This window comes from Nocardia sp. CY15 (assembly GCF_009829295.1).
Lineage (GTDB): Bacteria > Actinomycetota > Actinomycetes > Mycobacteriales > Mycobacteriaceae > Nocardia > Nocardia sputi.
This window is the reverse complement of the sequence record NZ_VUOT01000001.1, coordinates 329,703-353,704: the sequence shown is the minus strand read 5'-3', so window position 1 is coordinate 353,704 and position 24,002 is coordinate 329,703. Positions and strand designations below refer to the sequence as shown.

Here is a 24,002-nt window from a genome sequence, read left to right as displayed (position 1 = left end):
AAGGAGCTTTCGTCATGGAACCCGTCACCGAACGCGACATCAGATCGTCGTTCGTCAACTGTTCGAAAGGAGACGCCAAGCGGTTGCCCGTCCCGAGGGACCTGGACGAGCGACCCTGGGCGGACCTGGACTTCCTCGGCTGGAGCGATCCGTCCTTCCCCGGACGCGGCTACCTGGTCGTCCCGCAGGACGATCGCCTGGTCGGCGTCGCACTGCGGTTTGCCACCGGCGGCACCGGACGGGCGCAGATGTGCACGATCTGCCTGACCACCCACACCGGCGGAGGGGTCTCGCTGATGACCGCGCACAAAGCCGGGGAATCCGGCCGCAAGGGTAACTCGGTCGGCGCCTATATGTGCACCGATCTCGCCTGCTCGCTATACGCGCGGAACAAGAAGCGGCCCGCGCTCGGGAGCCGTTACCGGGAAGATCTCACGACCGTCGAGAAGGCCGAGCGGGTGCGCGACAACATGAACACGTTCCTCGCCAAGCTCTACTCCTGATCACTTCGCCCATCCATCAGGCAGCCGGCGCGCTGTCCGCACGAACGGAGGTAGATGCCATGTGCCGACACTCGAGAACCGCGCGGTCGAGCCACCCGGGTTTTCCTATCCTGCAGCAGCCTTGGTGGCCGTGATTCCTCGCCGGTCGAGTCGGTCCGGATCGGCCGGACCGTCCCGTCCGGCGAGGAATCACGGCTCCGGAAGCATTGAGCGCCTAGCCCGGCGAGTCGTGGCGCGTGGGTTCCCACACCTCCCGCAGGCTGGGGGCGCCCGGGACGAGATCGGGCAGGTCGGGTATCGCTTCGGTTTCGGCGACGAGCGGGGCGATGATCGCCGCGTGCTGGTCACGAGCCAGCTGCGCCGCCTGCCTGCCCGCTTCGGTGACCGAACGGCCCAGCTGTTCCGGTGTGCTTTTCACAGCGGTGGGGCTGAACCGCACGTCTACGAGGACGCCCCCGGCGTCCACGGTCACTTCCACCAGCTTGTCCGCCGACTCGGCCGTGCACCGCACCGCCGACAGCTTCTCGCGCACCTCCGACAAGTGGGTACGCTGCTCGGCGAGCGCATCCAGGATGTGCTCCACCTGATTGCGCATTCCACTGTTGGCCGAGCGCAGCCCGTCGCGTTCCCACCGATCCACCGGCACCGACCTCCTCGAGTCCGTCGTCCCGGACCGTCGAAGCGCGGGTTCGCCGCATACGCCGAATCGCGACCGGCGACGCACCCGCGTCCGAGAACGTAGGCGGGAATTGTCCGGCACCCGGGGCGCCGCCGCAGCACGCACATCCCCCTGGCTGGGAATGGTCAGGCCGGCACGGCCTCGGTTTCGTGCACCGTCAGCCAGCGGACCTCACCGGGATCGCCGATCGTCAGCACGGCTGTCACCCGACGGTGGGTGACGTTCTCCGCGGCCCGCTGCGTCTCCAGGAAACGCACGACCGCGATGTCGCCGGACCACAGGAGTTCTTCGACGTCGGATATCTCGATGCGCAAGCCGGGCGCGGAGTTTCCCGCACCGCGCAGCCCCGCTGTCAACGCGCTGCGCCCCAGCACCTCGCCACCGGTCGTCACCATGCTGAAGCGCTCGTGCTGCGCCGCCGCGAACCGCTCGAAGACCTCGATCGGCGCCTGCGACCCGAGCCACGTCGCGAGGTCGGCGTGCAAGCGCTCGACCACGTCGACCAGATCGACACCCATGCGCGGCATCGTACGCGCCGCTGGTCGCCGCTTGCGGGACAAGCTCTTCGGTGCGTCATCGGGTCTCGGTAGCGCGGTCCGGACGGGCGTCAGCTCAGCCGCCGCCGTACGGGACGGTGATCAACTCCAGGAAGTGACCGCTGGGATCCAGGAAGTACACCCCGCGACCGCCGTCGTTGTGATTGATCTCGCCGGGCCGCCGCTGCTGCGGGTCGGCCCAATGATCCACCTCGTACCGCCGGATCTTGGCGTAGGCCGTGTCGAATTCGGTCTCGGAGATCAAGAAGGCGTAGTGCTGGGGTTGGATGTCGGTGATCTGGGCGGGCACGTTCGCGAAGTCGAAGGTGACGCCGCCGGGCAAGGAGACCGGAATGAAGGGCCCCCAGGGGGCGCCGACTTCCAGTCCCAGGATGTCCGCCCAGAATTCGGCGGATATGCGATGGTCCCGGCAGCCGACAATGGTGTGATCGAACTGTACGGACAGTGGAGTCTCTCCTCTGAAACGTGACGGTCCCGACCCCGGGCTCGGTACAAGGCGGCCAACGGGAGCACCGTCACGGCCGACCAACTTAACACCAGCTTCGCGCGACCGCCAGTGCTCCGACCCGGTGTGCCGAGCCGTCGTGGGGGTAGCGTCGGCGGGATGAAGATTCGTGGAGCGGTCTTGGAGCGGATCGCGGCGCCGGCGCCGTTCGCCGGATCGACGCCGATCACCGTGTGCGATCTGGAGCTGCGCGAGCCGGGGCCGGGCGAACTGCTGGTCCGGATCGAGGCGGCGGGGCTGTGCCATTCGGACCTGTCCGTGGTGGACGGCAACCGAGTGCGGCCGGTGCCCATGCTCCTCGGACACGAGGCCGCGGGGCGGGTGGCCGCGGTCGGCCCGGGTGACGGCGACATCGCGGTCGGGCAGCGCGTGGTCATGACCTTCTTGCCGCGATGTGGCGAATGCGCGGGTTGCGCGACCGACGGCCGCACGCCCTGCGTGCCCGGCAGTATCGCCAACAACGCGGGCGAACTGCTCAACGGTGGGCGGCGACTGGTTCGCGACGGGGTCGAGGTGCACCACCACCTGGGTGTGTCCGCGTTCGCCACCTACGCGGTGGTGGATCGCAGATCGGTGGTCGCGGTGGACGACGACGTGCCGCCCGAGGTCGCGGCTGTCCTCGGCTGCGCTGTGCTGACCGGCGGTGGGGCACTCCTCAATTCGGCGCGGCCGGGAACCGGGGACCGGATCATGGTCGTCGGTCTCGGCGGCGTCGGTATGGCGGCGGTGCTGGTCGCGGTCTCGCTCGCCGCGGAGGGACACGAGGTGATCGCGGTCGACACCGTGCCGGACAAACTCGCCCTGGCACGGGAATTGGGCGCGCATGCGGCGTACACGCCGGCCGAGGTCGCCGAGCTGGGTGTGCAGGCCGAGGTGGTGGTCGAGGCCGCGGGCAACATCCGCGCCTTCGAGACGGCCGTCGCGGCGACCGCGCCCGGTGGTACGACGGTCACCGTCGGACTGCCCGCCCCCGATGCCCGCGCCGCGATCTCCCCGCTGGCCTTGGTCGCCCAAGGGCGGTCCATCGTCGGCAGCTACCTCGGTTCCGCCGTGCCGTCCCGCGACATCCCCGAGTACGTTCGGATGTGGCGCGCGGGACGTCTGCCGGTGGAGCGGCTCGTCTCGGCGCACGTCGGCCTCGGGGACATCAACCGCGCCATGGACGAACTCGCCGCCGGCCACGCATTGCGCCAGGTCATCGTCTTCGACTGAACGGGCCTGCCGACAGTCTCGCCCGGATTCCGTGACCATCGGGTCACGACGGCCGCTCAGTCGGCGATCCGATCCATTCCGTCGACGAATCGTTCCAGCAGCCGGGCGAATTCGACCCGCTCGGCGGGTGTCCACTCCGCCATGGCCGCGGCCATGGCGCTGCACCTGTCCGCTCTGGCCTCGGCCGTGGCCCGGCGCCCGGTGGCGGTCAGGCGCAGGACCGAACGCCGCCCGTCGCGCTGATCGGCGACCCGCTCCAGCAGGCCGGAGGAAACCGCCTGCGCCACCAGGCGACTCGCCCGCGGCTGGTCGACACCGAGCGCGGGAGCGAGGCCGCCCACCGTGTCGGCCGCGCCGTCGGCGACGGCGTCGAGTACGCGGAACACCGCGACGGGAATCGCGCCGTCGCTCAGCGCGCCACGGGTCTGCCTGCGGCGGATCCGCACCATCGCCGCTGCCACGGCGATGGTGATCGTGTCGTGCTCGTCCATTCGCTCCATCCGTCACGGCCGCTATTTGTATGTAAAATTACATGTAATTGTAGCTTGGTATGCACGGGAGCTGAACATGGCCATCCAGCGCGGAATCGGGTACTGGCTCGTAGAACTCGATCGACTGATAAACCAGCGCTTCGACGAAGACCTCGCCGCGGGCGGGCTCAGTCGTAGACGCTGGCAGACCTTGCATTCGCTGGCGAAGGGGCGGCAGCGCGCCGACGACGTCCACGACGCCCTCGACGCCTTCTGGGCCGACGATGCCGAGTGGCCCACCGAACTGGCCGAGCTCACCGCCGCCGGGCTGGTCCGCGACGACGGAGGCGTGCTCTCGCTGACCGAGTCGGGCCGTCGCGCGCACGACGAGGCCTTCGCCCGGATCGGCCTGCGCAGGCGCCAGATGGCGGAGGGCATCACCGACGAGCAGTTCGCCGAGACCGTGCGGTCGCTGCAACGGATGGCGGGGAACCTCGCGGCCCCGCCCGGCGACCGCGAGCCGGTGGGATAGGCGGCCCGCCTCCTCGCTGGGACCGGCACGGGCGGCGACCGGACTGCCTCCTGCCGCGCCCACTAGGCTGATCCCCGACCGAAGCGGAACGAGGAGGTGCGGTGACCATTCGGGTCGGAGTGCTCGGAGCGCGTGGCAAAGTCGGACAGGCGATCTGCGCGGCGGTGACGGCGGCGGAGGACCTGGAACTGGTCGCCGCCGTCGACAAAGAGGATTCGCTCGACACGTTCACCGCGGCGAATACGCAGGTCGTCGTCGATTTCACCCACCCGGACGTGGTGATGGGGAATCTGAGGTTCCTGGTGGAGCACGGCATCCACGCGGTGGTCGGCACCACCGGCTTCGACGACGCCCGCTTGGCGCAGGTGCGCGAATGGCTGGCCGGTCATCGGGAGGTCGGCGTGCTGATCGCACCGAACTTCGCCATCGGCGCGGTGCTGTCCATGCGTTTCGCCGAGCAGGCCGCCCGGTTCTTCGAGTCGGTGGAAGTCATCGAACTGCACCATCCCAACAAGGCCGACGCGCCGTCCGGCACGGCCTATCGCACCGCGGGCCTGATCGCCGCCGCACGCGACAAAGCGGGTCTGGACCGCAGTCCCGACGCCACGACCACAGAGTTGGAGGGTGCGCGCGGCGGCGACGTGGACGGAGTGCGGGTGCACTCGGTGCGCCTGGCCGGTCTGGTCGCTCACCAGGAGGTGCTGTTCGGCACCCAGGGCGAAACCCTCACCATCCGGCACGACTCGATCGACCGCTCGTCGTTCGCCCCCGGTGTGCTGCTCGGCGTGCGGGAGATCGCGAACCGCCCCGGTCTCACCGTCGGGCTCGACCCGTTCCTGGACCTGTGAGCGAGCGGTGGCGAGCACACCGGATGGCGCCGAACCCCGGCGGAGCGCGACGGTGAGCGGCGCGGAGCCGGCGGATCGGAAGGGCAGCGGGGAAGTCGTCAAGGTGGTCGCGCTGATCGCGGCGCTCATCCTGGTGCTCGGCTTCTATTTCCTGTTGCTCGGCCGGATAGCGGTCGGTCTGATCGGTTCCGGCGACGTGGCCGCGATCGTCATCGGCGTGGGCGTGCTGATCCTGCCGCTGCTGGGCGTGTGGATCGTCGTCGCCACCGTGCGCGCCGCGCTCGCCCATCAGCATCTGGCACGGCGCATCCACGACGAGGGCCTCGAACTCGACACCTCGCAGTTGCCACGGCTGCCGTCCGGCCGCATCGAACGCGCGGCCGCCGACGAACTGTTCGCGACGGTCAAGGCGGAGTGGGAGGCCGACCCGGACAACTGGCGCGTCTCCTACCGTCTCGCGCGCGCCTACGACTACGCCGGTGACCGCACCAGGGCCAGGGAGACGATGCGCCGTGCGGTCGCACTGGAACGGCACGAGCGCGACACCCGCTGACAGCGGGCCGATACCATCGCAGGGGTGGCCCGGTTGCTGATCATCCATCACACGCCGTCTCCGCATATGCAGGCGATGTTCGAGGCCGTTGTCTCCGGCGCCACCGACCCCGAGATCGAAGGTGTCGAGGTCGTGCGCCGCGCGGCACTGGCCGTCACCGCTCCCGACGTACTGGCCGCCGACGGATACCTGCTGGGCAGCCCGGCGAACCTGGGTTACATGAGCGGCGCGCTCAAACACGCCTTCGATACGATCTACTATCCGTGTCTCGATTCCACGCGCGGCCGCCCGTACGGTTTGTACCTGCACGGCAACGAAGGCACCGAGGGCGCCGAGCGCGGGGTCGCCGGCATCACCACCGGACTGGGGTGGGAGCAGGCCGCCGCCACGGTCGTGGTCTCCGGTCCGCCCGCCAAAGAGGACCTCCAGCGGTGCTGGGAGTTGGGCGCCACGCTCGCCGCCGGGCTCATGGCCTGAATCCCCCGAATTCTGGTGTCTGACCATCGCGCACCATCACCCGGCATACTGTCTGCGATTGTTGTTGCGGTGGGGACGTGGACGAGTAGCTCGGGATGGGAGAGCCAGGTGACCTGGGTCGAAGGGAGCGAGAACGCACCGCGGCGGATCGGATTGGTCGAAGACCACGAGTCGGTCGCGATCGGTCTCGCCGCGATGCTTGCGCCGCAGACCGATCTCGATCTGGTGCTGACCGCGGGCACCGTGCCGGAACTGCTCGCCGCCGTCGACGGCGAGCCGAAGCTGGATCTGGTGGTGCTGGATCTGCGGCTGGCCGACGGGTCCTCGCCCGAGGACAACGTGCGCGCCCTGCGTGACCGCGGCATGGAGGTGCTGGTCTTCACCGGCGCGGACAACGCCTTTCTCGTGCGCTCCGCCGCGCGCGCCGGGGTGCTGGGCGTGGTCCGCAAATCCGAGGACGTGCCGACCGTCGTCGCCGCCGTGCGCCGCGCGGCCAGCGGCGAACAGGTGGTCACCACCGACTGGGCGGCCGCCATCGACGGCGACCCGCAACTGTCCGAGGTGGGCCTGAGCCCGCGCCAGGAAGAAGTGCTCATGTTGTACGCGTCCGGCGAGAAGGCCTCCCGGGTCGCGCGGTTGACGGGTCTGTCCGAGCAGACGGTCAACGACTACCTCGGCCGGATCCGGCAGAAGTACGCCGATGCCGGTCGTCCGGCGCCGACCAAGACCGACCTGTACAAGCGGGCGGTCGAGGACGGATGGCTGCCGGTTCCCGAGCGGCACCCACGCGGATGATCGCGTCCAGCATGCTGGGCACCCCGTCGCACTCGCGCTCCCTCCGGCTCTACCGACTCCGCGCGAGGCGTTTGCGCCACGGAGTCGCCGCACTGTCCAGGGGGAAAGCCTCCGAGGGCGCCGCCGACCGCATCCTGCACAGGCTCGGGCTGGCCATCGGAATCGCCGGGGTGATCGCCGCGATCGTCGAACTGCCCGAGATCGCCGATCAGAGTCGCTTCGTGCCCGTCCGGTGGACGGTGGTCGAAGTGGTGCTGGCGTTCGGGCTGTTCCCGGTCCTCGCGGTCGTCTCGGTCAGCCTGAGCGCCCGAATGATCCAGCGGGTCGCCGGTGCGGCAGCGGTGAGTTTCCTCGGAGCCACGGCGGTGGTTCCATTCGTGTATGTGGTGCCCGAAGCCTTAGGATCGGCGTCGCTCTGGCTGTACCGGGTGCTGGCGCTGGGAGTCCTGGCGGCCGTGCTCGCTTGGCGTCCACCGCTCGCAGTGGCGTATCTGGTGGTGGGCTCGGCGTTCAGCGCGCTGGCGAATCTCGTCGTGCTCGAGGACACCACCGCCCTGGCGCTGCTCGGCTATTTCGCCAGGGCGGCCGGGCTGAGCGCGCTGTTCCTGTGGTGCGTGATCTATGCCAGGGCCGCGGCCGCCCGAGTGGATCGCGAGTCGGCCATCGAAAGCAGCCGGGCCGCGGCGGTCGCGGGCGCGGCCGCCCGCGAACGGGAACGCGCGCGCTTCGCCGCGCTGATCCACGACGCGGTGCTGTCCACCCTGCTGGACGCCTCCCGCGCCGGGACCGAATCGCCGGTATTGCGCAGGCAGGCCGAACGGACCCTCGAACAACTCGACGAGTGCCGGGTCGGGAACAGCGAACTCGACCGGCTGGACGCGCAATCCGCGATCGGGTTCCTCCGCTCCGCCGTGCACGAAGTGAATCCCGATACCCGGTTCACCGCGCGGCGCTGGGCCGGATTCGACGATCTGCGTCTACCGGTGGACGCCGCGAGCACGATCGCCGCCGCGCTCGCCGAGGCCGTACGAAACAGCCTGCGTCACGCCACTGTTCCCGGGCGTGCGGTCCGCCGCACCGTCACGGTGACGATCAGCGCGGGCGGTATTCGAGTGGTGTTCCGTGACGACGGCGCGGGTTTCGACCTGAGTGAGGTGCCTGTCGATCGGCTCGGTATCTCGGTGAGCATCCTGGGCCGCATGCGTCAGCTGCCGGGCGGCGCCGGGTTCGTGGAATCCGAGCCGGGCGAGGGTACGACCGTGACGCTGGTGTGGGGCGGAAATGGCTGAGCGGGAAACCGAAGTTGGACTGCGCGATCTGCTCGGCCTCCGTGGCCGCGCGGCGTGGCTGTACCTGGTCATTCTCGAAGTGACCATAGTGCTGTGCATGGTCCAGAACTTCTCCGAATCGCTGGTGGCCGCCGTGGCCGCCGCCCTGGTCGTCCTGGCGTTGGCCGGTGTCGTGGTGCTGCTGGCGCCGACCGATCCGCTGCCTTGGCCCGCGACCGTGTTCGTCTCCGCCTCCGGGCCGCTGGCCGCGGCCCTCACCTCGGTCGATGTCGAGCACGCCTGGTCGAAGCAGGTGTGGACGGCGTTCGCCGCCTCGTATGTGCTCGCCGTGCTGGTGTTGCGCGGACGTCTGGCCGCGGCCTGGCTCGGCGTCGTCGGCACCGGCGCGGTGATCGCTGTGGTCGGTGTGGCGGCCGGTCTGCAGGTGGGCGTCGTCGTAGGGTCGATCGTGCCGGTCGCCACGGTTGCTGGGGTTTCCCTGTTCGCGGCGATAATGCGCCCCACCCAGCGTTCGCTGCGGCTGCTGCGTGAGGAGGCGGCCATGCGCGCCGCCGCCGAGGCCGCGATGGCGGCGGAGAACGGGGAACGCACCCGTCAGCTGGCTCGGCTGGACGCGGTGGCGCGCCCGATCCTGGAACGCATCGCCGACGGCGACGACCTCACCGCCGCCGAGCGCGAACAGTGCAGGCTCCTGGAAGCCGAACTACGCGACGGCCTCCGCGCCCCGCAACTGGCCACCGACCAGCTCAGCAGCGCCGCCCGCGGAGCTCGCTCCCGCGGCGTCGAGGTGATCCTGCTCGACGACGGCGGTTTCACCGGGGTCCCGCGCCGGGTGCGCCAGCAGGTGATCGACGCCGCCACGAGAGAACTCGACGCCGCGGACGAGGGTTCGGTCACCGTCCGCATCCTCCCGACCGGCCGCCGCATCCTGGCCACCGTCCTGGCCACGGCGACGGACCGGGACCGCCGCACCGAAATCGACGCCACCGGCGCGATCACCGTCTCCACGTGACGTCCTCGGAGGTCGCGACGCCATCCGAATCGCGTGCCGACCACCACCCGACCGCATCGGCCCAGCTCCCGGTTTGGAGCGCAGCGAGATCGAGCGTTGTCTCGTTCGCGGCCTGGTTCGTCTTCGAGTGGCCGCCGCGTAGGTGGGGAAGGAGTCGCCGGTCACCGAGAACGGCGAACCCGAGGTCTGACGATCACCGGCTCACGCATCCGCATCGGCCCAGCTCCCGGTTTCGAGCGCAGCGAGATCGAGCGTTGTCTCGTTCGCGGCCCGGCTCGCGTCCGAGTGGCCGCCGCGTAGGCGACGAAGGAGCAAGCGGCGGTCGCTCGGACGCGAGCCACCAAGGGGCCGAGAACACGCCGCGCCCGCGCGGCCGAGAACACTGTCGGTGACTCGTGGCATTGTTGCCCTCATGCGGAAGATGGGCGCGGCGGCGGCGCGGCGAACGGCGTTGGCGGCGCAGGGTTTCGGGGCGCGTAGGCCCGGTCGGGTCACCCGGCGAACGGTGCTCGGGGTGCTGGAGCGGACCCAGTTACTGCAACTGGATTCGGTGTCCGCGGTGGTGCGGGCGCATTACGCGCCGGTGTTCAGCCGGATCGGGCCCTACGATCGTGCTCTGCTCGATCAGGCCGCGTGGAGCAATGGCGCGCGGCGGCCGCGGGCGCTCGTCGAGTACTGGGCACACGAGGCCGCCCTCATCCCGGTCGAGGACTGGCCGCTGCTGCGCTGGCGGATGCGGCAGTACGAGCACGGACGCTGGTCCGGTATGCGCAAGGTGGTCGAGCGCAATCCCACTCTCGGCAAGGACATCTTGGATGTGATCACCGAAGTGGGCGCGGCCACGGCCGGGGAGGTCGAGCGCCACTTGGAGCTGGACAAGCCGCGGCCGAAGGGATCCTGGTGGAATCTCAGCGATACGAAGATGATCTGCGAGCAGCTGTTCGCGGCTGGCGCGTTGTCTGTGGCCACCCGGGTCGGATTCACCAGGCACTACGACCTGGCCGAGCGGGTGCTGCCGCCGGAGGTGCTGGCGCGCGAGGTCTCCGAGCCGGACGCCGTCCGCGAACTGGTGCTTCGCGCGGCCACCGCCCACGGCATCGGCACCGAAGCGGACCTGCGTGACTACTACCGTCTCCAGCGCACCCAGACCGAACCGGCCATCGCCGAGCTGGTGGACGCGGGCGAGTTGATCCCGGTGGAGGTGGCGGGCTGGGCGAAGCCGGCTTATCTGCGGGCGGGCGCGCCCACACCGCGTCGCATCGAAGGCGCCGCGCTGCTGTGCCCGTTCGACCCGCTCATCTTCTTCCGCGCACGCACCGAGCGTATTTTCGATTTCCACTACCGGATCGAGATCTACACCCCGGAGCACAAGCGAGTGCACGGCTATTACGTCTTCCCGTTCCTGCTCGACGGGGAGCTGGTCGGCCGTGTGGATCTGCGCGCCGAGCGCGCGAACGGCCGGTTGTGGGTGCCGGCCGCGTTCGCCGAGCCCGGGTACGACACCCCCGCCACCGCGCACGCCCTCGGTGGTGCGCTGCGCGAGCTGGCCGATTGGCTCGAACTGGACGAGGTCGCCATCGGTGATCGCGGCAATCTCGCCGCGTTGCTGTAGCGCTACTGAGTCAGATGTCGCGTTTGGGCCCGTACCCGCGCATCTGGTCGCGCAGCGCTCCGTGGACGGCGCTCGACAGCCACGAGTTGAGGGACTGACCGCTCTGTGCGGCAGCCTCTTCCGCGCGTGCCTTCATCTGCTCCACCAGCCGCAGCGTGACCCTGCTGATGTCTCCGGTCATCTCCTCGAAGGTGGGTGGCTCGTCGCCCTCCGTGCTCTTGCGCACATCGATGGAAGCCTCCGTGCCGTCCACCGACACGTGCACCGCGCGGTCGCCGAGTGCCGCACTGACCTCGGCGGCGAGGTCCGACAGGGCCGTGAGCAGGACCATGCGGGCGGACGCCTCCGTCGCCGCTGCCAGGGCGGCCGCCGTGGCCTGGGTCTTCTCGTCGCCCAGCGCCGCGGCGGCGATCAGGCTCTCGCGCAGCTGGCTGGTGTACTTGTTCAAGTCCATGACATCAGTGTGACGTCATTTATGATGTCCAGCAAGAAACGGTATGGCATCACCGCGCCGTCATCGCGAGACATTCGCGTCTTTGTTGCGGCTTGATCGCCGACGACGGTGTCGAGGGCGTGTCCCGGACCGGGTAGCCTTTCTGACCATGACGAACGGTGAATCGACGCCAACGGAGCTGCGTGCGTCCGGCACGGTAGGTGTCGCGATGGTGACCCCCTTCAGTGCCGACGGCAAGCTCGACGTCGATGCCGGGGTCGCGCTCGCGGCCCGCCTGGTCGACCGCGGTGTCGACCTGCTCGCGATCTCGGGAACCACTGGTGAATCGCCGACCACCACCGAATCGGAGAAGGCCGATCTGCTGCGCGCCGTCGTCGACGCCGTGGGCAAGAGCGCGACCGTGATCGCGGGTGCGGGCACCTACGACACCGCCCACTCGGTCGAACTGGCGCGCAACGCGCAGCGGGCGGGTGCACACGGTTTGCTCGTGGTGACGCCGTACTATTCCCGGCCCTCCCAGGAGGGGCTGATCGCCCATTTCACCGCCGTCGCCGACGCCACCGACCTGCCGGTCACCCTCTATGACATCCCGGGGCGGTCGGTGGTGCCGATCGCCAGCGACACCGTCCGCAAGCTCGCCGAACATCCGCGCATCGTCGCGGTCAAGGACGCCAAGGGTGACCTGAACATGGGCGCCGAACTCATCGCCAGCACCGGCCTGGCGTTCTATTCCGGTGACGACGCGCTCAACCTGCCCTGGCTGTCGGTGGGCGCGACCGGATTCATCAGTGTGATCGGACATCTCGTCCCCGAACGGCTGCGCGCGCTGCTGGAGGCTTATACGGCGGGGGAGGTGGTGCGCGCCCGGGAGATCAACGTCACCTTGCTGCCGCTGCACTCGGCGATGGCCAGGCTGGGCGGTGTCGCGATGAGCAAGGGCGGATTGCGGTTGCTCGGCGTGGAGGTCGGGGAGCCGCGGCTGCCGCAGCTGATGCCGACGGGTGAGCAGTTGGAGTCGCTTGCCGCGGACCTGCGAGCGGTGGGAGTGCTGTGATGAGCGAGTCCCTATCCCGTCGCCGCCGCAGCGCTTCCCGCCCCGCGGGAGCGCCCGCCCCGTCCGCGCCGGTCGAGCGGGTGACGCCGCCCGCGCCGTCGGAATCCGTAGCGATGCCCGAGTCCGCGCTCGACGTGGCGACGGTGGACGAGGCCGCCAAGGCCGCCGATGCCGTCGTGCGTACCGAGCAGCCCGCGCCCGCGCGGGCGCGCCAGGAGACCCGGGGCCAGGGTGCGGCGACCCGGCGACCGAGCCGTGGACGTGCGCAGTCCAGCCCGCGGCGCGGCGAAGAGCCCCCGCCGCAGGCGGATCCGATCGCCGCGCACGACCGTCTCGGCGCCCCGCCTGCCCTGCCCGAGAACGGCCTGCGTGTGTTCGCCCTCGGCGGCATCGGCGAAATCGGCCGCAACATGACGGTTTTCGAGTACGGCGGCAAATTGCTGATCGTCGACTGCGGCGTCCTGTTCCCGGAGGACCAGCAGCCCGGTGTCGACCTGATCCTGCCGGACTTCCGTCCCATCGAGGACCGGATGGACGACGTCGTCGCCGTCGTGCTGACCCACGGCCACGAGGACCACATCGGCGCGGTGCCCTTCCTGCTGCGGCTGCGGCCCGACATCCCGGTCGTCGGCTCGAAGTTCACCCTCGCGCTGGTGGCCGCGAAGTGCCGGGAACACCGCCTGCACCCGAAGCTGGTCGAGGTGATCGAGGGGCAGCACACCACGCACGGCCCGTTCGGCTGCGAGTACTTCGCGGTCAACCACTCCATCCCCGACGCGCTCGCCGTCGCCATCCGCACGCCCGCGGGCGTCGCCTTGCACACCGGTGACATCAAGCTCGACCAGCTTCCGCTGGACGGGCGGCTCACCGACCTGGCCGGATTCTCGCGGCTCGGCGACGAGGGCGTCGACCTGTTCCTGGTGGATTCCACCAACGCCGAGGTTCCCGGCTTCGTCACGCCGGAGCGCGAGATCGGCGGGGTGCTGGACTCGGTCATCGGCAAGGCGAGCGGACGGGTCATCGTCGCGTCCTTCGCCAGTCACGTGCACCGCATCCAGCAGGTCGTCGACGTGGCCCAGAAGTACGGGCGGCGGATCTGTTTCGTCGGCCGCTCGATGGTCCGTAATATGCAGATCGCCCAGGATCTGGGCTATCTCACCGTGCCGGAGGGCGTGGTCGTCGACCTCGATGTCGCCGCGACCCTGCCCAGCCACCGCCTGGTGCTGATCTCCACGGGTTCGCAGGGCGAGCCGCTGTCCGCGCTGTCGCGGATGGCGCGCGGCGACCACCGGCAGATCAACATCCGCCCGGACGACCTGGTGGTGCTGGCTTCCTCGCTCATCCCCGGCAACGAGAACTCGGTGTACGCGGTCGTCAACGGCCTGGCTCGGCTCGGCGCCACGGTGATCACCCAGCAGAACGCCAAGGTGCACGTCTCCGGGCACGCCTCGGCGGGCGAGCTGCTGTACCTGTACAACGCGGTGCGGCCGACCAACGCGATGCCGGTGCACGGCGAGTGGCGCCATCTGCGCGCGAACGCCGCACTGGCGGTGGCGACGGGCGTGCCGCAGGAGCGGGTGGTGCTCGCCGAGGACGGAGTGGTGGTCGACTTGGTCGACGGCATCGCCTCGGTCGTCGGCCGGGTGCCGGTCGGCCATGTGTACGTCGACGGGCTGTCGGTGGGCGACGTCGGGGAGTCCACACTGTCGGACCGGCTGGTTCTCGGCGAGGGCGGTTTCATCGCGATCACCGTCGCCATCGACGAGACCACCGGCAAGGCGGTGAGCACCCCTGAGCTCAGCGGACGCGGCTTCTCCGACGATCCGACCGCACTGCTCGACGCGTCGGAGCTGGTGGAAGCCGAACTGCTGCGGCTGGCGGGCGAAGGTGTCACCGACACCCACCGGATCGCGCAGGGCGTGCGCCGCGTGGTCGGTCGATGGGTGGCCGAGAAGTATCGCCGTCGCCCGATGATCGTGCCGACCGTCATCGGCGTCTGACCTCCGGAACGACGAAAGCGCCGGACAGCTCAGCTGTCCGGCGCTTTTCACGCGGGCGCGGTCACTCCTGGCAGGCCGCGGACTCGATCTTCGCGCTCTTGACGATGTTGCAGGCGAAGGTGTGGTCGACCTTCCACTGGCCGCCCTCGGAGACGAACTGGATGAACGCGTCGTCCACCGGGGTGCCGTCGATGGTGACCTTGGCGTCGGCCTTGAGCTTGCCGTCCTTCGGGTCGCCCACGTTGGTGACCTCGACGGCGACCTTCTGCTTCTTCGCGGCGTCGACGAGGTTGGCGACGAGGTAGGGATCCTGCTCGGCGGCCTGGATCCAGCTGATCTTCTCCTCGTTGGGCACGTTCGGGTCGAAAGCCTTCTGCAACCGCTCGTTCAGCTGCTGCACGGAGGGCTTGGCCAGTGCGGGCGAGGACGGGGTGGTCGGTGCGGAACCGGCCTCCTTGTCACCCTTGTCCGAGCCGCCCTCCAACTCACCAGCGGCGTGGGTGGGATTGGCGCTGGTGCTCTGGGACGAGGAGTCGTCGCCCGAGGCGCAGGCGCTCAGCGAGCAGGCCACTGCGGTGAGGACGACGGCCACGGTGGTCCGGAAAGTGCGGTGCTTCACGATGTTTCCTTCGTCTGTAATTCCGGGCATCAGCCGTGGTTGGACGTGCAGTTCCAGTGCACGATGTAGGCGTCGGAATCGTTGCGCCGCAGCGCTTGGCTCTGCGCGGCGCGCCGCGACGACGCGTACCCCCAGCTCCAGGTGCCGGTGCCACTGGAGTACGCCACGGCGCCGCAGCCGTTGCGGAACCAGACCACCGACTGGCAGTCGGCGGCGCTGCAGGAGCTCACGGCGCGCTGCTGCGCGGCGGCCGAGGTCGGGTAGTCGTAGGAGTACCCGATCAGACCGGTGGAGGTGGACAGCGCGATCGCGCCGTAATTGTTGGTGTAGGCGTGCGCGGTGGGCGCGCTGACAGCCAGCGCGGAACCGACCGCCGCGAGCGCGGCTACACCGGTAGCAAACTTCTTCACGGAGGATTTGCCCCTTCTTGTCATGAGGTCCACGACCCGATGGACCGAGTGACAAGGTACAGAGCCCACCCTCATTGCGCTAGCCGGAGATTTCCCGGTGTGAGGAGTCCCGACCGCCGTGGTATGGATACGCGCCTGCCGGGGGCATCGGCGTAGAGCCCAGTGTGGTGCACGGTCACACCGCCCGCAACTCGGATACCGGACTTTCTCCGCTCGTGTGCGCGGTTGGTGTGCGCGGTGAAACTTGGTGTGCGGCAACGTCATCGCACTCCAGGCGCGGCGAAATCGCGGTGCGGCGCAACGGCGGCATCGAAAACGACGTCGCGCTGTCGTGAACGGTTCTCCGGGTGGCGTCGTGGTCGCGGTGGCCGCGGGCAGTCGCGTCATCCGGCAGTGCGGCCGGGTGGTCGGTATTTTCGGGGGTGTGACTATGGCACAGCGAGAACGCAGGGGACTCGTCGAGGCGATGGAGGCCGTGGGGCCGGACGCGCGGACGCTCTGCGGCGCGTGGACGGTGCGGGATCTGGCCGCGCATGTGGTGGTTCGCGAACGGCGGCTCGATGCCGCGCCGGGCATCATGTTGAAGCCGTTCGCCGGGTATCTCGACCGGGTGCAGGCGAAGGCGGCGAGCAAGCCGTTTCCCGAGTTGCTGGACCAGATCCGCACCGGTCCGCCGTGGTGGTCGCCGTTGCGGCCGGTCGATGCGGTAGTCAACCTGTCCGAGATGTTCGTCCACCACGAGGACGTGCGCCGCGCCGAACCGGGTTGGCAGCCGCGCGATCTGCCCGCCGCCGATGAGGATCGACTGTGGTCGATGCTGCGCAAGACGGCCAAGATGGCCTACCGCAAGGCGCCGGTCACGGTCGAGCTCGTGACGCCCGACGGCAGGCGCACGGTGGCGCGATCCGCCTCCGGCGACGTCGTCACGCTGACCGGCAAGCCCTCGGAACTGGTGCTGCATGCCTTCGGTCGGGATGAAGTCCGGTTGGAGACCACCGGATCGCCCGAAGCCGTACGGGCGGTGCTCGAGACGGACCGATCGGTCTGATTCGTGCGACGTGTCGCGGGTTCGTCCGGATCCTCGGCCGTGAGTTCCCCGCCGGACCGGAGACGAGCCCGGGACTTCGGCCGTGGATCCGCCACGGAGCCGTGCTGTCCGCGACCGCTCATCCGGCGAACCGCCAGGGCTTTTCACGGTGCTGAACGTCCCCGCGACGGCGCCCGAGGCGCACGGAGGCGGAACGCAACCAGTGTTGCGGATGGTCCGGATGGGGCGATTGCGGCTAGCCTGGGGCCATGGCAGGTAAGTCCCGCAGCACCACGACGAGTCGGGCGCGGGCGGGATCGGCGCGGGGGAGGACCACCACGGCACGCTCTCGCGCGGCCACGCCCCGCGCGGCGACCCCTCGAACGACCGCGGCGCCCCGCAGGCGCCCCGCCCCGGCCCGGCGTCCGGTGCGCCGCACCTCGAACACGGCGCCACTGGCCGTCATCGGACGCGGCATCAGCAGCGGCTGGACCATGCTGGCCCGGGGGCTGGGTGCGACCACACGCACGCTGAGCCGGGCCGGGGAGATCGAACACGGCCATCGGCGCGACGGTGCCGCGCTGGCCCTGATCGCGGTGAGCGCCGTGATCGCGGCGGCGGTGTGGTTGTCGGCCGGCGGGCCGGTGGGCCACTGGGTCGAGGACGTGATCCGCGCGATCTCCGGATCGGCCTCGGCCGGATTGCCGTTCGTCGCCTCGGGCATCGCCGTCGTCCTGATGCGCACGGAACCGCGCCCCGAGATCCGGCCGCGACTGGTGCTCGGCGGCCTGCTGATCGGTCTGCCGATTCTCGGTCTGTGGCACATCGCGGCCGGCGCTCCCACCGACGCGCACGGACGTTCCCGCGCGGCGGGTTTCGTCGGCTTCGTGACCGGCGGGCCGCTGACCAACGGCCTCACCGCCTGGCTGTCTGTCCCGATCCTGTTGTTGGCCATCGTCTTCGGCGGGTTGCTGGTGACCGGAACCACCGTGCGCGAGGTGCCCGCCAAGCTGCGTCGATACTTCGGCACCGAGAACGGTGGCGACGAATACGGCGAATTCGACGGCGACTACCGGGACTACGATCCGGCCGGTTTCGACGCCGACGGCTTCCCGGTGCGCCGCGGCGCCAAGCGGCGCGGTCGCACGCCCGCGGAGAACTACCCGCCCGACGAGTTCGGCGACCCCGACGCCGTCACCGAGGCGATCGGCGAACCCCCGCTGCGGGACGCCAAGCCGATCGCGGTGGAGGAGCCCGCGCCGAAACCGAAACCGAAGAAGCAGCGTCCCGCCGCGGTCGTGGAGGATCAGACGCCACCGCCGCCGAAGCAACTGGAGTTCGTCACCGACCGCGAAGTCGAAGGCGACTACACCCTGCCACCGCTGTCGTTGCTGACCGACGGGGATCCGCCCAAGAAACGCAGTGCCGCCAACGAATCGATGATCGAGGCGATCACCGAGGTGCTGGTGCAGTTCAAGATCGACGCCGCGGTGACCGGTTTCGTCCGCGGCCCGACGGTCACGCGCTACGAGGTCGAACTCGGGCCGGGGGTGAAAGTCGAGAAGATCACCGCACTGGCGCGCAACATCGCCTACGCCGTGGCGACGGAGAACGTCCGGCTGCTCGCGCCGATCCCCGGCAAGTCCGCCGTCGGCATCGAGGTGCCGAACGCCGACCGCGAGCTGGTCCGGCTGGCCGACGTGCTCAAGGCGCCCAGCACCCGCAACGACCACCATCCGCTGGTGATCGGCCTGGGCAAGAACATCGAGGGCGAGTTCGTCTCGGCGAATCTGGCCAAGATGCCGCACCTGCTGGTGGCGGGCTCGACCGGTTCGGGTAAGTCGAGCTTCGTCAACTCGATGCTGGTGTCGCTGTTGCAGCGGGCGACGCCGGACGAGGTCCGGATGATCCTGATCGACCCGAAAATGGTGGAATTGACCCCCTACGAGGGCATTCCGCACCTGATCACACCCATCATCACCCAACCGAAGAAGGCGGCGGCCGCGCTGGCCTGGCTGGTCGAGGAGATGGAGCAGCGCTATCAGGACATGCAGGCCAACAAGGTGCGCCACATCGACGACTTCAACAAGAAGGTGAAGTCGGGAGCGATCACCGCCCCGCTGGGCAGCGAACGGGTGTACCGGCCCTACCCGTACATCCTGGCCATCGTCGACGAGTTGGCCGATCTCATGATGACCGCTCCGCGGGACGTGGAAGACGCCATCGTCCGCATCACCCAGAAGGCCCGCGCGGCAGGCATCCATCTGGTGCTGGCCACCCAGCGGCCGTCGGTGGACGTGGTGACCGGTTTGATCAAGACGAATGTCCCCTCCCGGCTGGCCTTCGCCACCTCGTCGCTGACCGATTCCCGGGTCATCCTCGACCAGCCCGGCGCGGAGAAGCTGATCGGCATGGGCGACGGGTTGTTCCTGCCGATGGGCGCGGGCAAGCCGACTCGGCTGCAAGGCGCGTTCATCAGCGACGAGGAGATCCACGGCGTCGTCGATTTCGCCAAGAACCAGGCCGAGCCGGAATACCAAGAGGGCGTCACCGCCGCGAAGGCCGGGGAGAAGAAGGACGTCGACCCCGATATCGGCGATGATCTCGACGTTTTCCTGCAAGCGGTGGAACTGGTGGTCACCTCGCAGTTCGGGTCCACCTCCATGCTGCAGCGCAAGCTGCGCGTCGGCTTCGCCAAAGCGGGACGGCTGATGGATCTCATGGAGACCCGCGGCGTCGTCGGCCCGAGTGAGGGCTCCAAGGCGCGCGACGTGCTCGTGAAACCCGATGAGCTGGAAGGGCTGCTGTGGTCGATCCGCGGCGGCGGCGATGAGGGTGACTCGGCCGGGCCGCAGGAGTGATCGGGCTGGTTCCCTCGGCGAGATTCGAACTCGCATCTCCCGGAATCTAGGTCCGGCGCCTCTACCTGTTGGGCTACGAGGGAGCGGTCGCGGTGCGACCTGGAGACTCGGCACGGACGGAGGGAGTCGAACCCCGGCCAACGGTTTTGCCAGACCGCCGCTCTACCGACTGAGCTACGTCCGTCTGCACGACAAAAGGGTCACCCCTCGGCGATTCGCCGCGGAGTGACCCTTGGTGCACGGGTCTGCGAAAGACACGTTCAGGGGCGGCTCCGCGCGCTCATCCGCCAATGGGAGACGGACGAGACCGATAGCACAACGCGGGCTCGCGAGGGCCGGGCATCACTCGGCGACATCAGCCGCCGTGTCGTCCCGGTCATCGGTGTCGCCTTCCTGTGGTCCGATCTTCGCCGGTTCAAAAACTAACACCGGACTCCGGCGTTGGGAACCGCTTTTCGGTCGACGACGACCCTACCTCCTTCAGTACTTCCGCGCCCGCAAGGCGTCGCTCGGGAGCCGGTGGGTCAGGCGAACTCGCCGCGCATCCGTCCCGTTTCGCGCCGCTTGGCGCTCACGGTGGGCGACTGTGGCCCGAAACGTCGACTGAACGGATGTGGAATTATGGGCGGCAATCACCCCGCTACTGAAGAGCAACGGACATTTCCGGCATTATGGACATCATGATGATCTTCGCTTCCGATCGGCACGCCGCATGCACGTAACCGCACTCGAATGGACGATCACCATCGTCGTGATCCTCGGACTGTTCGTCTTCGACTTCTTCGCACACGTCCGCACCCCGCACGAGCCGACGTTCCGGGAGTCCGGCTTCTGGTCCGCGGTCTACATCGGGCTGGCGCTGCTCTTCGGCGGCGTCGTCGCCTGGCAGTGGGGCTCGACCTACGCGGGGGAGTACTACGCGGGCTTCGTCACCGAGAAGGCGCTCTCGGTGGACAACCTGTTCGTCTTCCTGATCATCATGTCCACCTTCGCGGTGCCGCGGATCTACCAGCAGAAGGTGCTGCTGATCGGCATCGTGCTCGCTTTGGTGATGCGGGGTGCGTTCATCGCCGTCGGCGCGGCCGCGATCAGTGCCTTCAGCTGGGTGTTCTACCTGTTCGGGCTCTTTCTCATCTACACAGCGGTCAAGCTGATGCGCGAGAGCGGCCACGAAGTCGAAGTCGAGGAGAAACGCGACAGCCGGATCGTCGCGCTGGCCAAGCGCGTGCTGCCGACCACCGACGAATACGACGGCGACAAGCTGGTGACCAAGATCGACGGGCGCCGTGCGGTGACGCCGCTGTTGCTGGCCTTGCTGGCGATCGGGTTCGCCGACCTGCTCTTCGCGCTGGACTCCATCCCGGCCATCTACGGCCTCACCGAGCAGCCGTACCTGGTCTTCACTGCCAACGCCTTCGCGCTCATGGGCCTGCGCCAGCTGTACTTCCTGATCGGCGGGCTGCTCGACCGGCTGGTCTACCTGTCCTACGGGCTGGCGGCGATTCTCGCGTTCATCGGCGTGAAGCTGGTGCTGCACGCCTTGCACGAGAACACGCTGCCGTTCGTCAACGGCGGCGAGCACGTCGCGGTCCCGGAGATCTCCACGCCGGTGTCGCTGGGCGTCATCCTGGCGATTCTGGTCGTCGCGACGGTCGCCAGCCTGCTGCGCACGCGCGCCCGAGCGGACCGTTAGCCGCTGGAGGAGGACGCGAAGGCGCCGAAAACCGGGGCCCATTCGACGGCGCGCACGTCGTCGATGAGACTCTCCCGGGCGAACGGATCCCGCGCGAGCAGGTCCTTCAGGCGGCCCGCGTCCTCCGCGCAGAAGATCAGCAGCGCTCCGGAGCCGTCCGGGTACGGACCGCTGCTGAGCAGGACGCCGGACTCGAGCAGACCGGCCAGCCAGGCCCGGTGCTCAGGACGGTAGACGTCCCGGTCTGCGGCCGTGGCTTCGGAGTAGACGTAGTGGACGGCGAAGATCGGCACGGGTATCGCTTCCTGTGGGGACGGACTCAAAGCGTCAGCAGCATCCGAGTATTGCCGAGGGTGTTGGGCTTCACATAGCTCAGATCGAGGAACTCGGCCACGCCGGTGTCGTAGGAGCGGCACATCTCGGCGTACACCTCCGCGGTGACCGGCGTGCCGTCGATCTCGACGAACCCGTGCCTGCCGAAGAACTCCACCTCGAAGGTCAGCACGAACAGCCGCTGCAACTCGAGTTCACGGGCCACCGTGATCAGCCGCTGCACGATGAGCTTGCCCACACCGGTGCCCTTGACGTCGGGGTGCACCGCGACCGTGCGCACCTCGCCGAGGTCGGCCCACAGCACGTGCAGCGCGCCGCAGCCGACGACGCGCCCGTCCAGTTCGGCGACCCAGAACTCCTGCACCGCCTCGTAGAGGGTGACCAGGTTCTTTTCCAGCAGGATCCGGCCTGCGTAGACGTCGATGAGGTGCTTGATCTCGGGCACGTCGGAGGTGCGCGCGCGTCGGACCACCGGGACGGAGTTCCGCGCGGCCGAAGCCGCGCCCGGGTACGCGTCGCTTGTCGAACCACCTAGTGGTCCCCGAGAGGTCATGGGGTGCACAGTAGTCGGCCCGGCTACCGATAGTCTGAACGTGTGCCGCAGATCCGCTCGTTCAGCTCACCGCGTCGCGCCGGTCGGCGCGGCGGGATGACGAGGCGGTCGTGACGCAGCCGGCCGCAGGTGAGGCGGAGGCATGAGCGTGCAACCCGACGAGACGGACCGCCCCTGGAGCGCGCCCGCCCCGGTCCGGCCGGGTTTCGCCCAGGCCGAGACTGAAGCGCCGCTGCTGAACATCGCGAATGTGCTCACCATGCTGCGCATCGCGATCGTGCCGCTGTTCGTCGTCGCCTTGTTCGTCGGCGACGGTCACGAGACCGGCTGGCGGATCACCGCCGCCGCGCTGTTCGGTGTGGCCGCGATCACCGACCGATTCGACGGGCAACTGGCTCGCAAATACGGCCTGGTGACCGATTTCGGCAAACTGGCCGACCCCATCGCGGACAAGGCGCTGATCGGGTCGGCGGTGATCGGGCTGTCGGTGCTCGGTGATCTGGCCTGGTGGATCACGGTGGTGATCTGCGGCCGCGAGATCGGCGTGACGCTGCTGCGGCTGCTGGTGGTGCGGCGCGGCGTGATTCCCGCCGGGCGCGGCGGCAAGCTCAAGACGCTGGTCCAATCGCTGGCGATCGCCATGCTGCTGCTGCCGCTGTCGGGTTGGGTCGGCGAGATCGGTATGGCCCTGATGTACCTGGCGGTGCTGCTGACCGTGGTGACCGGGCTGGACTACGTCGGCCAGGCGGCCAGGGTGTGGTTCGCGGGCGGACCGGGGCGGGCGCGCGGCCTATGAGTGATCCACTGGTCGCCGCCGTACCCGCCACCGATCTCGTCCGTGCGCTGGTGACCGTGCGGCAGACCGTGGCCACCGCTGAATCGCTGACCGCCGGACTCCTCGCCGCGACCATCGCCGGGGTTCCCGGCGCCAGCGCCGTGCTGCGCGGCGGTCTGGTGGTGTACGCCACCGATCTCAAGCACAGCCTCGCCGGCGTCGACGCGGCGGTGCTCGCCGCCGAAGGCCCGGTGGCCGCCGGCACCGCCGAACAACTGGCCGTCGGCGCCCGCACACGATGCGGCGCGGACTGGGGTGTGGGGCTGACCGGCGTGGCAGGCCCCGATTCGCAGGACGGTCATCCGGTCGGCACGGTCTTCCTCGGGCTGGCCGGCCCCGGGCATTCCGAGGTGATGCGGTTGAAACTCCCCGGCGACCGGTGGACGATCAGAATTGGTGCGACGCACACGGCGGTGTCGGAATTGCTGCGGTGTGTGCGGGAGGCGGGCACGGGCCCGGCCGACCGCGTCGGGCGCAGCGGCTGAGGAGTCCAGGGCGGGAACCACTGCCCCGGCTCCGACGTTGTGCCAGAAAGAACGGCATGCGTGGGGTCGAGAATCGCGTCGGCCCGGCGACCGGAGCGAAGGAGAACGAGATGACGCTGCTGCGAGAGGCGATCGGGGACAGTTTGCGGCGTGCGCGTCTCGCCCAGAACCGGACCTTGCGCGAGGTGTCGACGTCGGCGCGGGTGAGCTTGGGCTATCTCTCCGAAGTCGAGCGCGGTCGCAAGGAGGCCTCCAGCGAATTGCTGGCCGCCATCTGCGAAGCGCTGGACGTGCCCCTGTCGCGGGTTCTGTGGGATGTGAGCACGATCATGGCGGGGGCCGACGGACCGGCGGCAGCCGCGCCGGTGGACGAGGCGGCGCCGGCGCCCGCCGCTGCCGAGTCCGAGCAGACGGCCGCCGAGCCCGCGGCGCAGGCCGAACCCGCGCTGGCTCCGACGTCGGCGAGTATGTCGGCCGCCGACCCGGCCACCCGGCCGCTGCCGCTGGCGGAGGACACCCGGATCGTCATCCCCGCTCCGCGATCGGACATGTTGGTCCTGGTGAAGGGCGTGTGACGCACGACGGAACATGGCCACGGCGGCAACGCTGCGGCCCGGCGCGAAAAGCGGATAGA

Annotated in this window: 27 protein-coding genes and 2 tRNA genes; 18 read left to right on the top strand and 11 right to left on the bottom strand. The window is 69.3% G+C overall.

Going from position 1 to position 24,002, the window contains the following annotated elements:
* Positions 1-14: 14 nt before the first annotated feature.
* On the top strand, positions 15-503 hold the full coding sequence (locus GVY39_RS01745) for an FBP domain-containing protein (protein ID WP_159919710.1): 489 nt from the start codon (positions 15-17) through the stop codon (positions 501-503).
* A gap of 214 nt (positions 504-717) precedes the next feature.
* On the opposite strand, the gene GVY39_RS01740 is transcribed toward GVY39_RS01745, so the two are convergent.
* The 3 genes from GVY39_RS01740 to GVY39_RS01730 all read right to left on the bottom strand — a co-directional run bounded on the left by GVY39_RS01740 (position 718) and on the right by GVY39_RS01730 (position 2,184).
* Positions 718-1,149 (bottom strand): YbaB/EbfC family nucleoid-associated protein, encoded by a 432-nt coding sequence (locus GVY39_RS01740; RefSeq protein WP_159919708.1) that lies wholly within the window; start codon positions 1,147-1,149, stop codon positions 718-720.
* A 158-nt stretch (positions 1,150-1,307) separates the two neighbouring features.
* Positions 1,308-1,700 carry a DUF4440 domain-containing protein gene (locus tag GVY39_RS01735; RefSeq protein WP_159919706.1) on the bottom strand — a complete coding sequence of 131 codons (393 nt, stop codon included), beginning with the start codon at positions 1,698-1,700 and terminating at the stop codon, positions 1,308-1,310.
* 94 nt (positions 1,701-1,794) lie between these two features.
* Entirely contained in the window at positions 1,795-2,184 is a 390-nt protein-coding gene (locus GVY39_RS01730) for a VOC family protein (RefSeq protein ID WP_159920278.1), read from the bottom strand.
* Positions 2,185-2,343: 159 nt separating this feature from the next.
* Between GVY39_RS01730 and GVY39_RS01725 the strand changes: the two genes are divergently transcribed.
* On the top strand, positions 2,344-3,456 hold the full coding sequence (locus tag GVY39_RS01725; protein WP_159919704.1) for an alcohol dehydrogenase catalytic domain-containing protein: 1,113 nt from the start codon (positions 2,344-2,346) through the stop codon (positions 3,454-3,456).
* 56 nt (positions 3,457-3,512) lie between these two features.
* Here GVY39_RS01725 and GVY39_RS01720 read toward each other — a convergent pair whose 3' ends face one another.
* Positions 3,513-3,947, bottom strand: a complete 435-nt coding sequence (locus GVY39_RS01720) for a MarR family winged helix-turn-helix transcriptional regulator (RefSeq protein WP_159919702.1) — start codon at positions 3,945-3,947, stop codon at positions 3,513-3,515.
* Between the two features lie 76 nt (positions 3,948-4,023).
* On the opposite strand from GVY39_RS01720, the gene GVY39_RS01715 reads away from it, so the two are divergent.
* The 8 genes from GVY39_RS01715 to GVY39_RS01680 all read left to right on the top strand — a co-directional run bounded on the left by GVY39_RS01715 (position 4,024) and on the right by GVY39_RS01680 (position 11,044).
* Entirely contained in the window at positions 4,024-4,458 is a 435-nt protein-coding gene (locus GVY39_RS01715) for a MarR family transcriptional regulator (protein WP_159919700.1), read from the top strand.
* A gap of 101 nt (positions 4,459-4,559) precedes the next feature.
* Positions 4,560-5,306, top strand: a complete 747-nt coding sequence (gene dapB, locus GVY39_RS01710) for a 4-hydroxy-tetrahydrodipicolinate reductase (protein ID WP_159919698.1) — start codon at positions 4,560-4,562, stop codon at positions 5,304-5,306.
* Positions 5,307-5,358: 52 nt separating this feature from the next.
* Complete coding sequence (locus GVY39_RS01705; RefSeq protein ID WP_159919696.1) at positions 5,359-5,859, top strand: hypothetical protein; 501 nt, start codon at positions 5,359-5,361, stop codon at positions 5,857-5,859.
* Positions 5,860-5,883: 24 nt separating this feature from the next.
* Positions 5,884-6,336: a flavodoxin family protein gene (locus GVY39_RS01700; protein WP_195070501.1), complete on the top strand. Its 453-nt coding sequence runs from the start codon at positions 5,884-5,886 to the stop codon at positions 6,334-6,336.
* 108 nt (positions 6,337-6,444) lie between these two features.
* Positions 6,445-7,131: a response regulator transcription factor gene (locus tag GVY39_RS01695; RefSeq protein WP_159919694.1), complete on the top strand. Its 687-nt coding sequence runs from the start codon at positions 6,445-6,447 to the stop codon at positions 7,129-7,131.
* Positions 7,095-8,420, top strand: a complete 1,326-nt coding sequence (locus tag GVY39_RS01690) for an ATP-binding protein (protein WP_236565242.1) — start codon at positions 7,095-7,097, stop codon at positions 8,418-8,420. The genes GVY39_RS01695 and GVY39_RS01690 overlap by 37 nt, the downstream gene beginning before the upstream one ends.
* On the top strand, positions 8,413-9,432 hold the full coding sequence (locus GVY39_RS01685) for a hypothetical protein (RefSeq protein WP_159919692.1): 1,020 nt from the start codon (positions 8,413-8,415) through the stop codon (positions 9,430-9,432). The genes GVY39_RS01690 and GVY39_RS01685 overlap by 8 nt, the downstream gene beginning before the upstream one ends.
* A 412-nt stretch (positions 9,433-9,844) precedes the next feature.
* Positions 9,845-11,044 carry a winged helix-turn-helix domain-containing protein gene (locus tag GVY39_RS01680; protein WP_159919690.1) on the top strand — a complete coding sequence of 400 codons (1,200 nt, stop codon included), beginning with the start codon at positions 9,845-9,847 and terminating at the stop codon, positions 11,042-11,044.
* 10 nt (positions 11,045-11,054) lie between these two features.
* Here GVY39_RS01680 and GVY39_RS01675 read toward each other — a convergent pair whose 3' ends face one another.
* Entirely contained in the window at positions 11,055-11,498 is a 444-nt protein-coding gene (locus GVY39_RS01675) for a hypothetical protein (RefSeq protein WP_159919688.1), read from the bottom strand.
* A 148-nt stretch (positions 11,499-11,646) separates the two neighbouring features.
* Between GVY39_RS01675 and dapA the strand changes: the two genes are divergently transcribed.
* Complete coding sequence (gene dapA / locus GVY39_RS01670) at positions 11,647-12,552, top strand: 4-hydroxy-tetrahydrodipicolinate synthase (RefSeq protein ID WP_159919686.1); 906 nt, start codon at positions 11,647-11,649, stop codon at positions 12,550-12,552.
* Positions 12,552-14,552 (top strand): ribonuclease J, encoded by a 2,001-nt coding sequence (locus tag GVY39_RS01665; protein WP_159919684.1) that lies wholly within the window; start codon positions 12,552-12,554, stop codon positions 14,550-14,552. The genes dapA and GVY39_RS01665 overlap by 1 nt, the downstream gene beginning before the upstream one ends.
* A 61-nt stretch (positions 14,553-14,613) precedes the next feature.
* Here the strand turns inward: GVY39_RS01665 and GVY39_RS01660 are convergent, their stop codons facing one another.
* Entirely contained in the window at positions 14,614-15,171 is a 558-nt protein-coding gene (locus GVY39_RS01660) for a hypothetical protein (RefSeq protein WP_159919682.1), read from the bottom strand.
* 29 nt (positions 15,172-15,200) lie between these two features.
* Positions 15,201-15,581 (bottom strand): DUF4189 domain-containing protein, encoded by a 381-nt coding sequence (locus GVY39_RS01655; RefSeq protein ID WP_159919680.1) that lies wholly within the window; start codon positions 15,579-15,581, stop codon positions 15,201-15,203.
* A 424-nt stretch (positions 15,582-16,005) separates the two neighbouring features.
* On the opposite strand from GVY39_RS01655, the gene GVY39_RS01650 reads away from it, so the two are divergent.
* Entirely contained in the window at positions 16,006-16,629 is a 624-nt protein-coding gene (locus tag GVY39_RS01650) for a TIGR03085 family metal-binding protein (protein WP_159919678.1), read from the top strand.
* A gap of 248 nt (positions 16,630-16,877) precedes the next feature.
* Positions 16,878-19,469, top strand: coding sequence for a DNA translocase FtsK (locus tag GVY39_RS01645; RefSeq protein WP_159919676.1), 2,592 nt, complete (start codon positions 16,878-16,880; stop codon positions 19,467-19,469).
* Between the two features lie 6 nt (positions 19,470-19,475).
* On the opposite strand, the gene GVY39_RS01640 is transcribed toward GVY39_RS01645, so the two are convergent.
* Both GVY39_RS01640 and GVY39_RS01635 read right to left on the bottom strand, forming a co-directional pair.
* Positions 19,476-19,552: transfer RNA gene (locus tag GVY39_RS01640), tRNA-Leu, on the bottom strand.
* 28 nt (positions 19,553-19,580) lie between these two features.
* Positions 19,581-19,653: transfer RNA gene (locus GVY39_RS01635), tRNA-OTHER, on the bottom strand.
* Between the two features lie 528 nt (positions 19,654-20,181).
* Here GVY39_RS01635 and GVY39_RS01630 point away from each other — a divergent pair.
* Positions 20,182-21,162 carry a TerC family protein gene (locus GVY39_RS01630; RefSeq protein WP_159919674.1) on the top strand — a complete coding sequence of 327 codons (981 nt, stop codon included), beginning with the start codon at positions 20,182-20,184 and terminating at the stop codon, positions 21,160-21,162.
* On the opposite strand, the gene GVY39_RS01625 is transcribed toward GVY39_RS01630, so the two are convergent.
* Together GVY39_RS01625 and GVY39_RS01620 are read right to left on the bottom strand one after the other, a co-directional pair.
* Positions 21,159-21,455, bottom strand: coding sequence for a YciI family protein (locus tag GVY39_RS01625; RefSeq protein ID WP_159919672.1), 297 nt, complete (start codon positions 21,453-21,455; stop codon positions 21,159-21,161). The genes GVY39_RS01630 and GVY39_RS01625 overlap by 4 nt on opposite strands.
* 26 nt (positions 21,456-21,481) lie before the next feature.
* Positions 21,482-22,048 (bottom strand): amino-acid N-acetyltransferase, encoded by a 567-nt coding sequence (locus tag GVY39_RS01620; RefSeq protein WP_223512957.1) that lies wholly within the window; start codon positions 22,046-22,048, stop codon positions 21,482-21,484.
* Positions 22,049-22,190: 142 nt separating this feature from the next.
* On the opposite strand from GVY39_RS01620, the gene pgsA reads away from it, so the two are divergent.
* The 3 genes from pgsA to GVY39_RS01605 all read left to right on the top strand — a co-directional run bounded on the left by pgsA (position 22,191) and on the right by GVY39_RS01605 (position 23,943).
* On the top strand, positions 22,191-22,844 hold the full coding sequence (pgsA, locus tag GVY39_RS01615; protein WP_159919670.1) for a CDP-diacylglycerol--glycerol-3-phosphate 3-phosphatidyltransferase: 654 nt from the start codon (positions 22,191-22,193) through the stop codon (positions 22,842-22,844).
* Positions 22,841-23,368 carry a CinA family protein gene (locus GVY39_RS01610; RefSeq protein WP_159919668.1) on the top strand — a complete coding sequence of 176 codons (528 nt, stop codon included), beginning with the start codon at positions 22,841-22,843 and terminating at the stop codon, positions 23,366-23,368. The genes pgsA and GVY39_RS01610 overlap by 4 nt, the downstream gene beginning before the upstream one ends.
* Before the next feature lie 110 nt (positions 23,369-23,478).
* Positions 23,479-23,943, top strand: a complete 465-nt coding sequence (locus GVY39_RS01605) for a helix-turn-helix domain-containing protein (RefSeq protein WP_159919666.1) — start codon at positions 23,479-23,481, stop codon at positions 23,941-23,943.
* Positions 23,944-24,002: the final 59 nt, after the last annotated feature.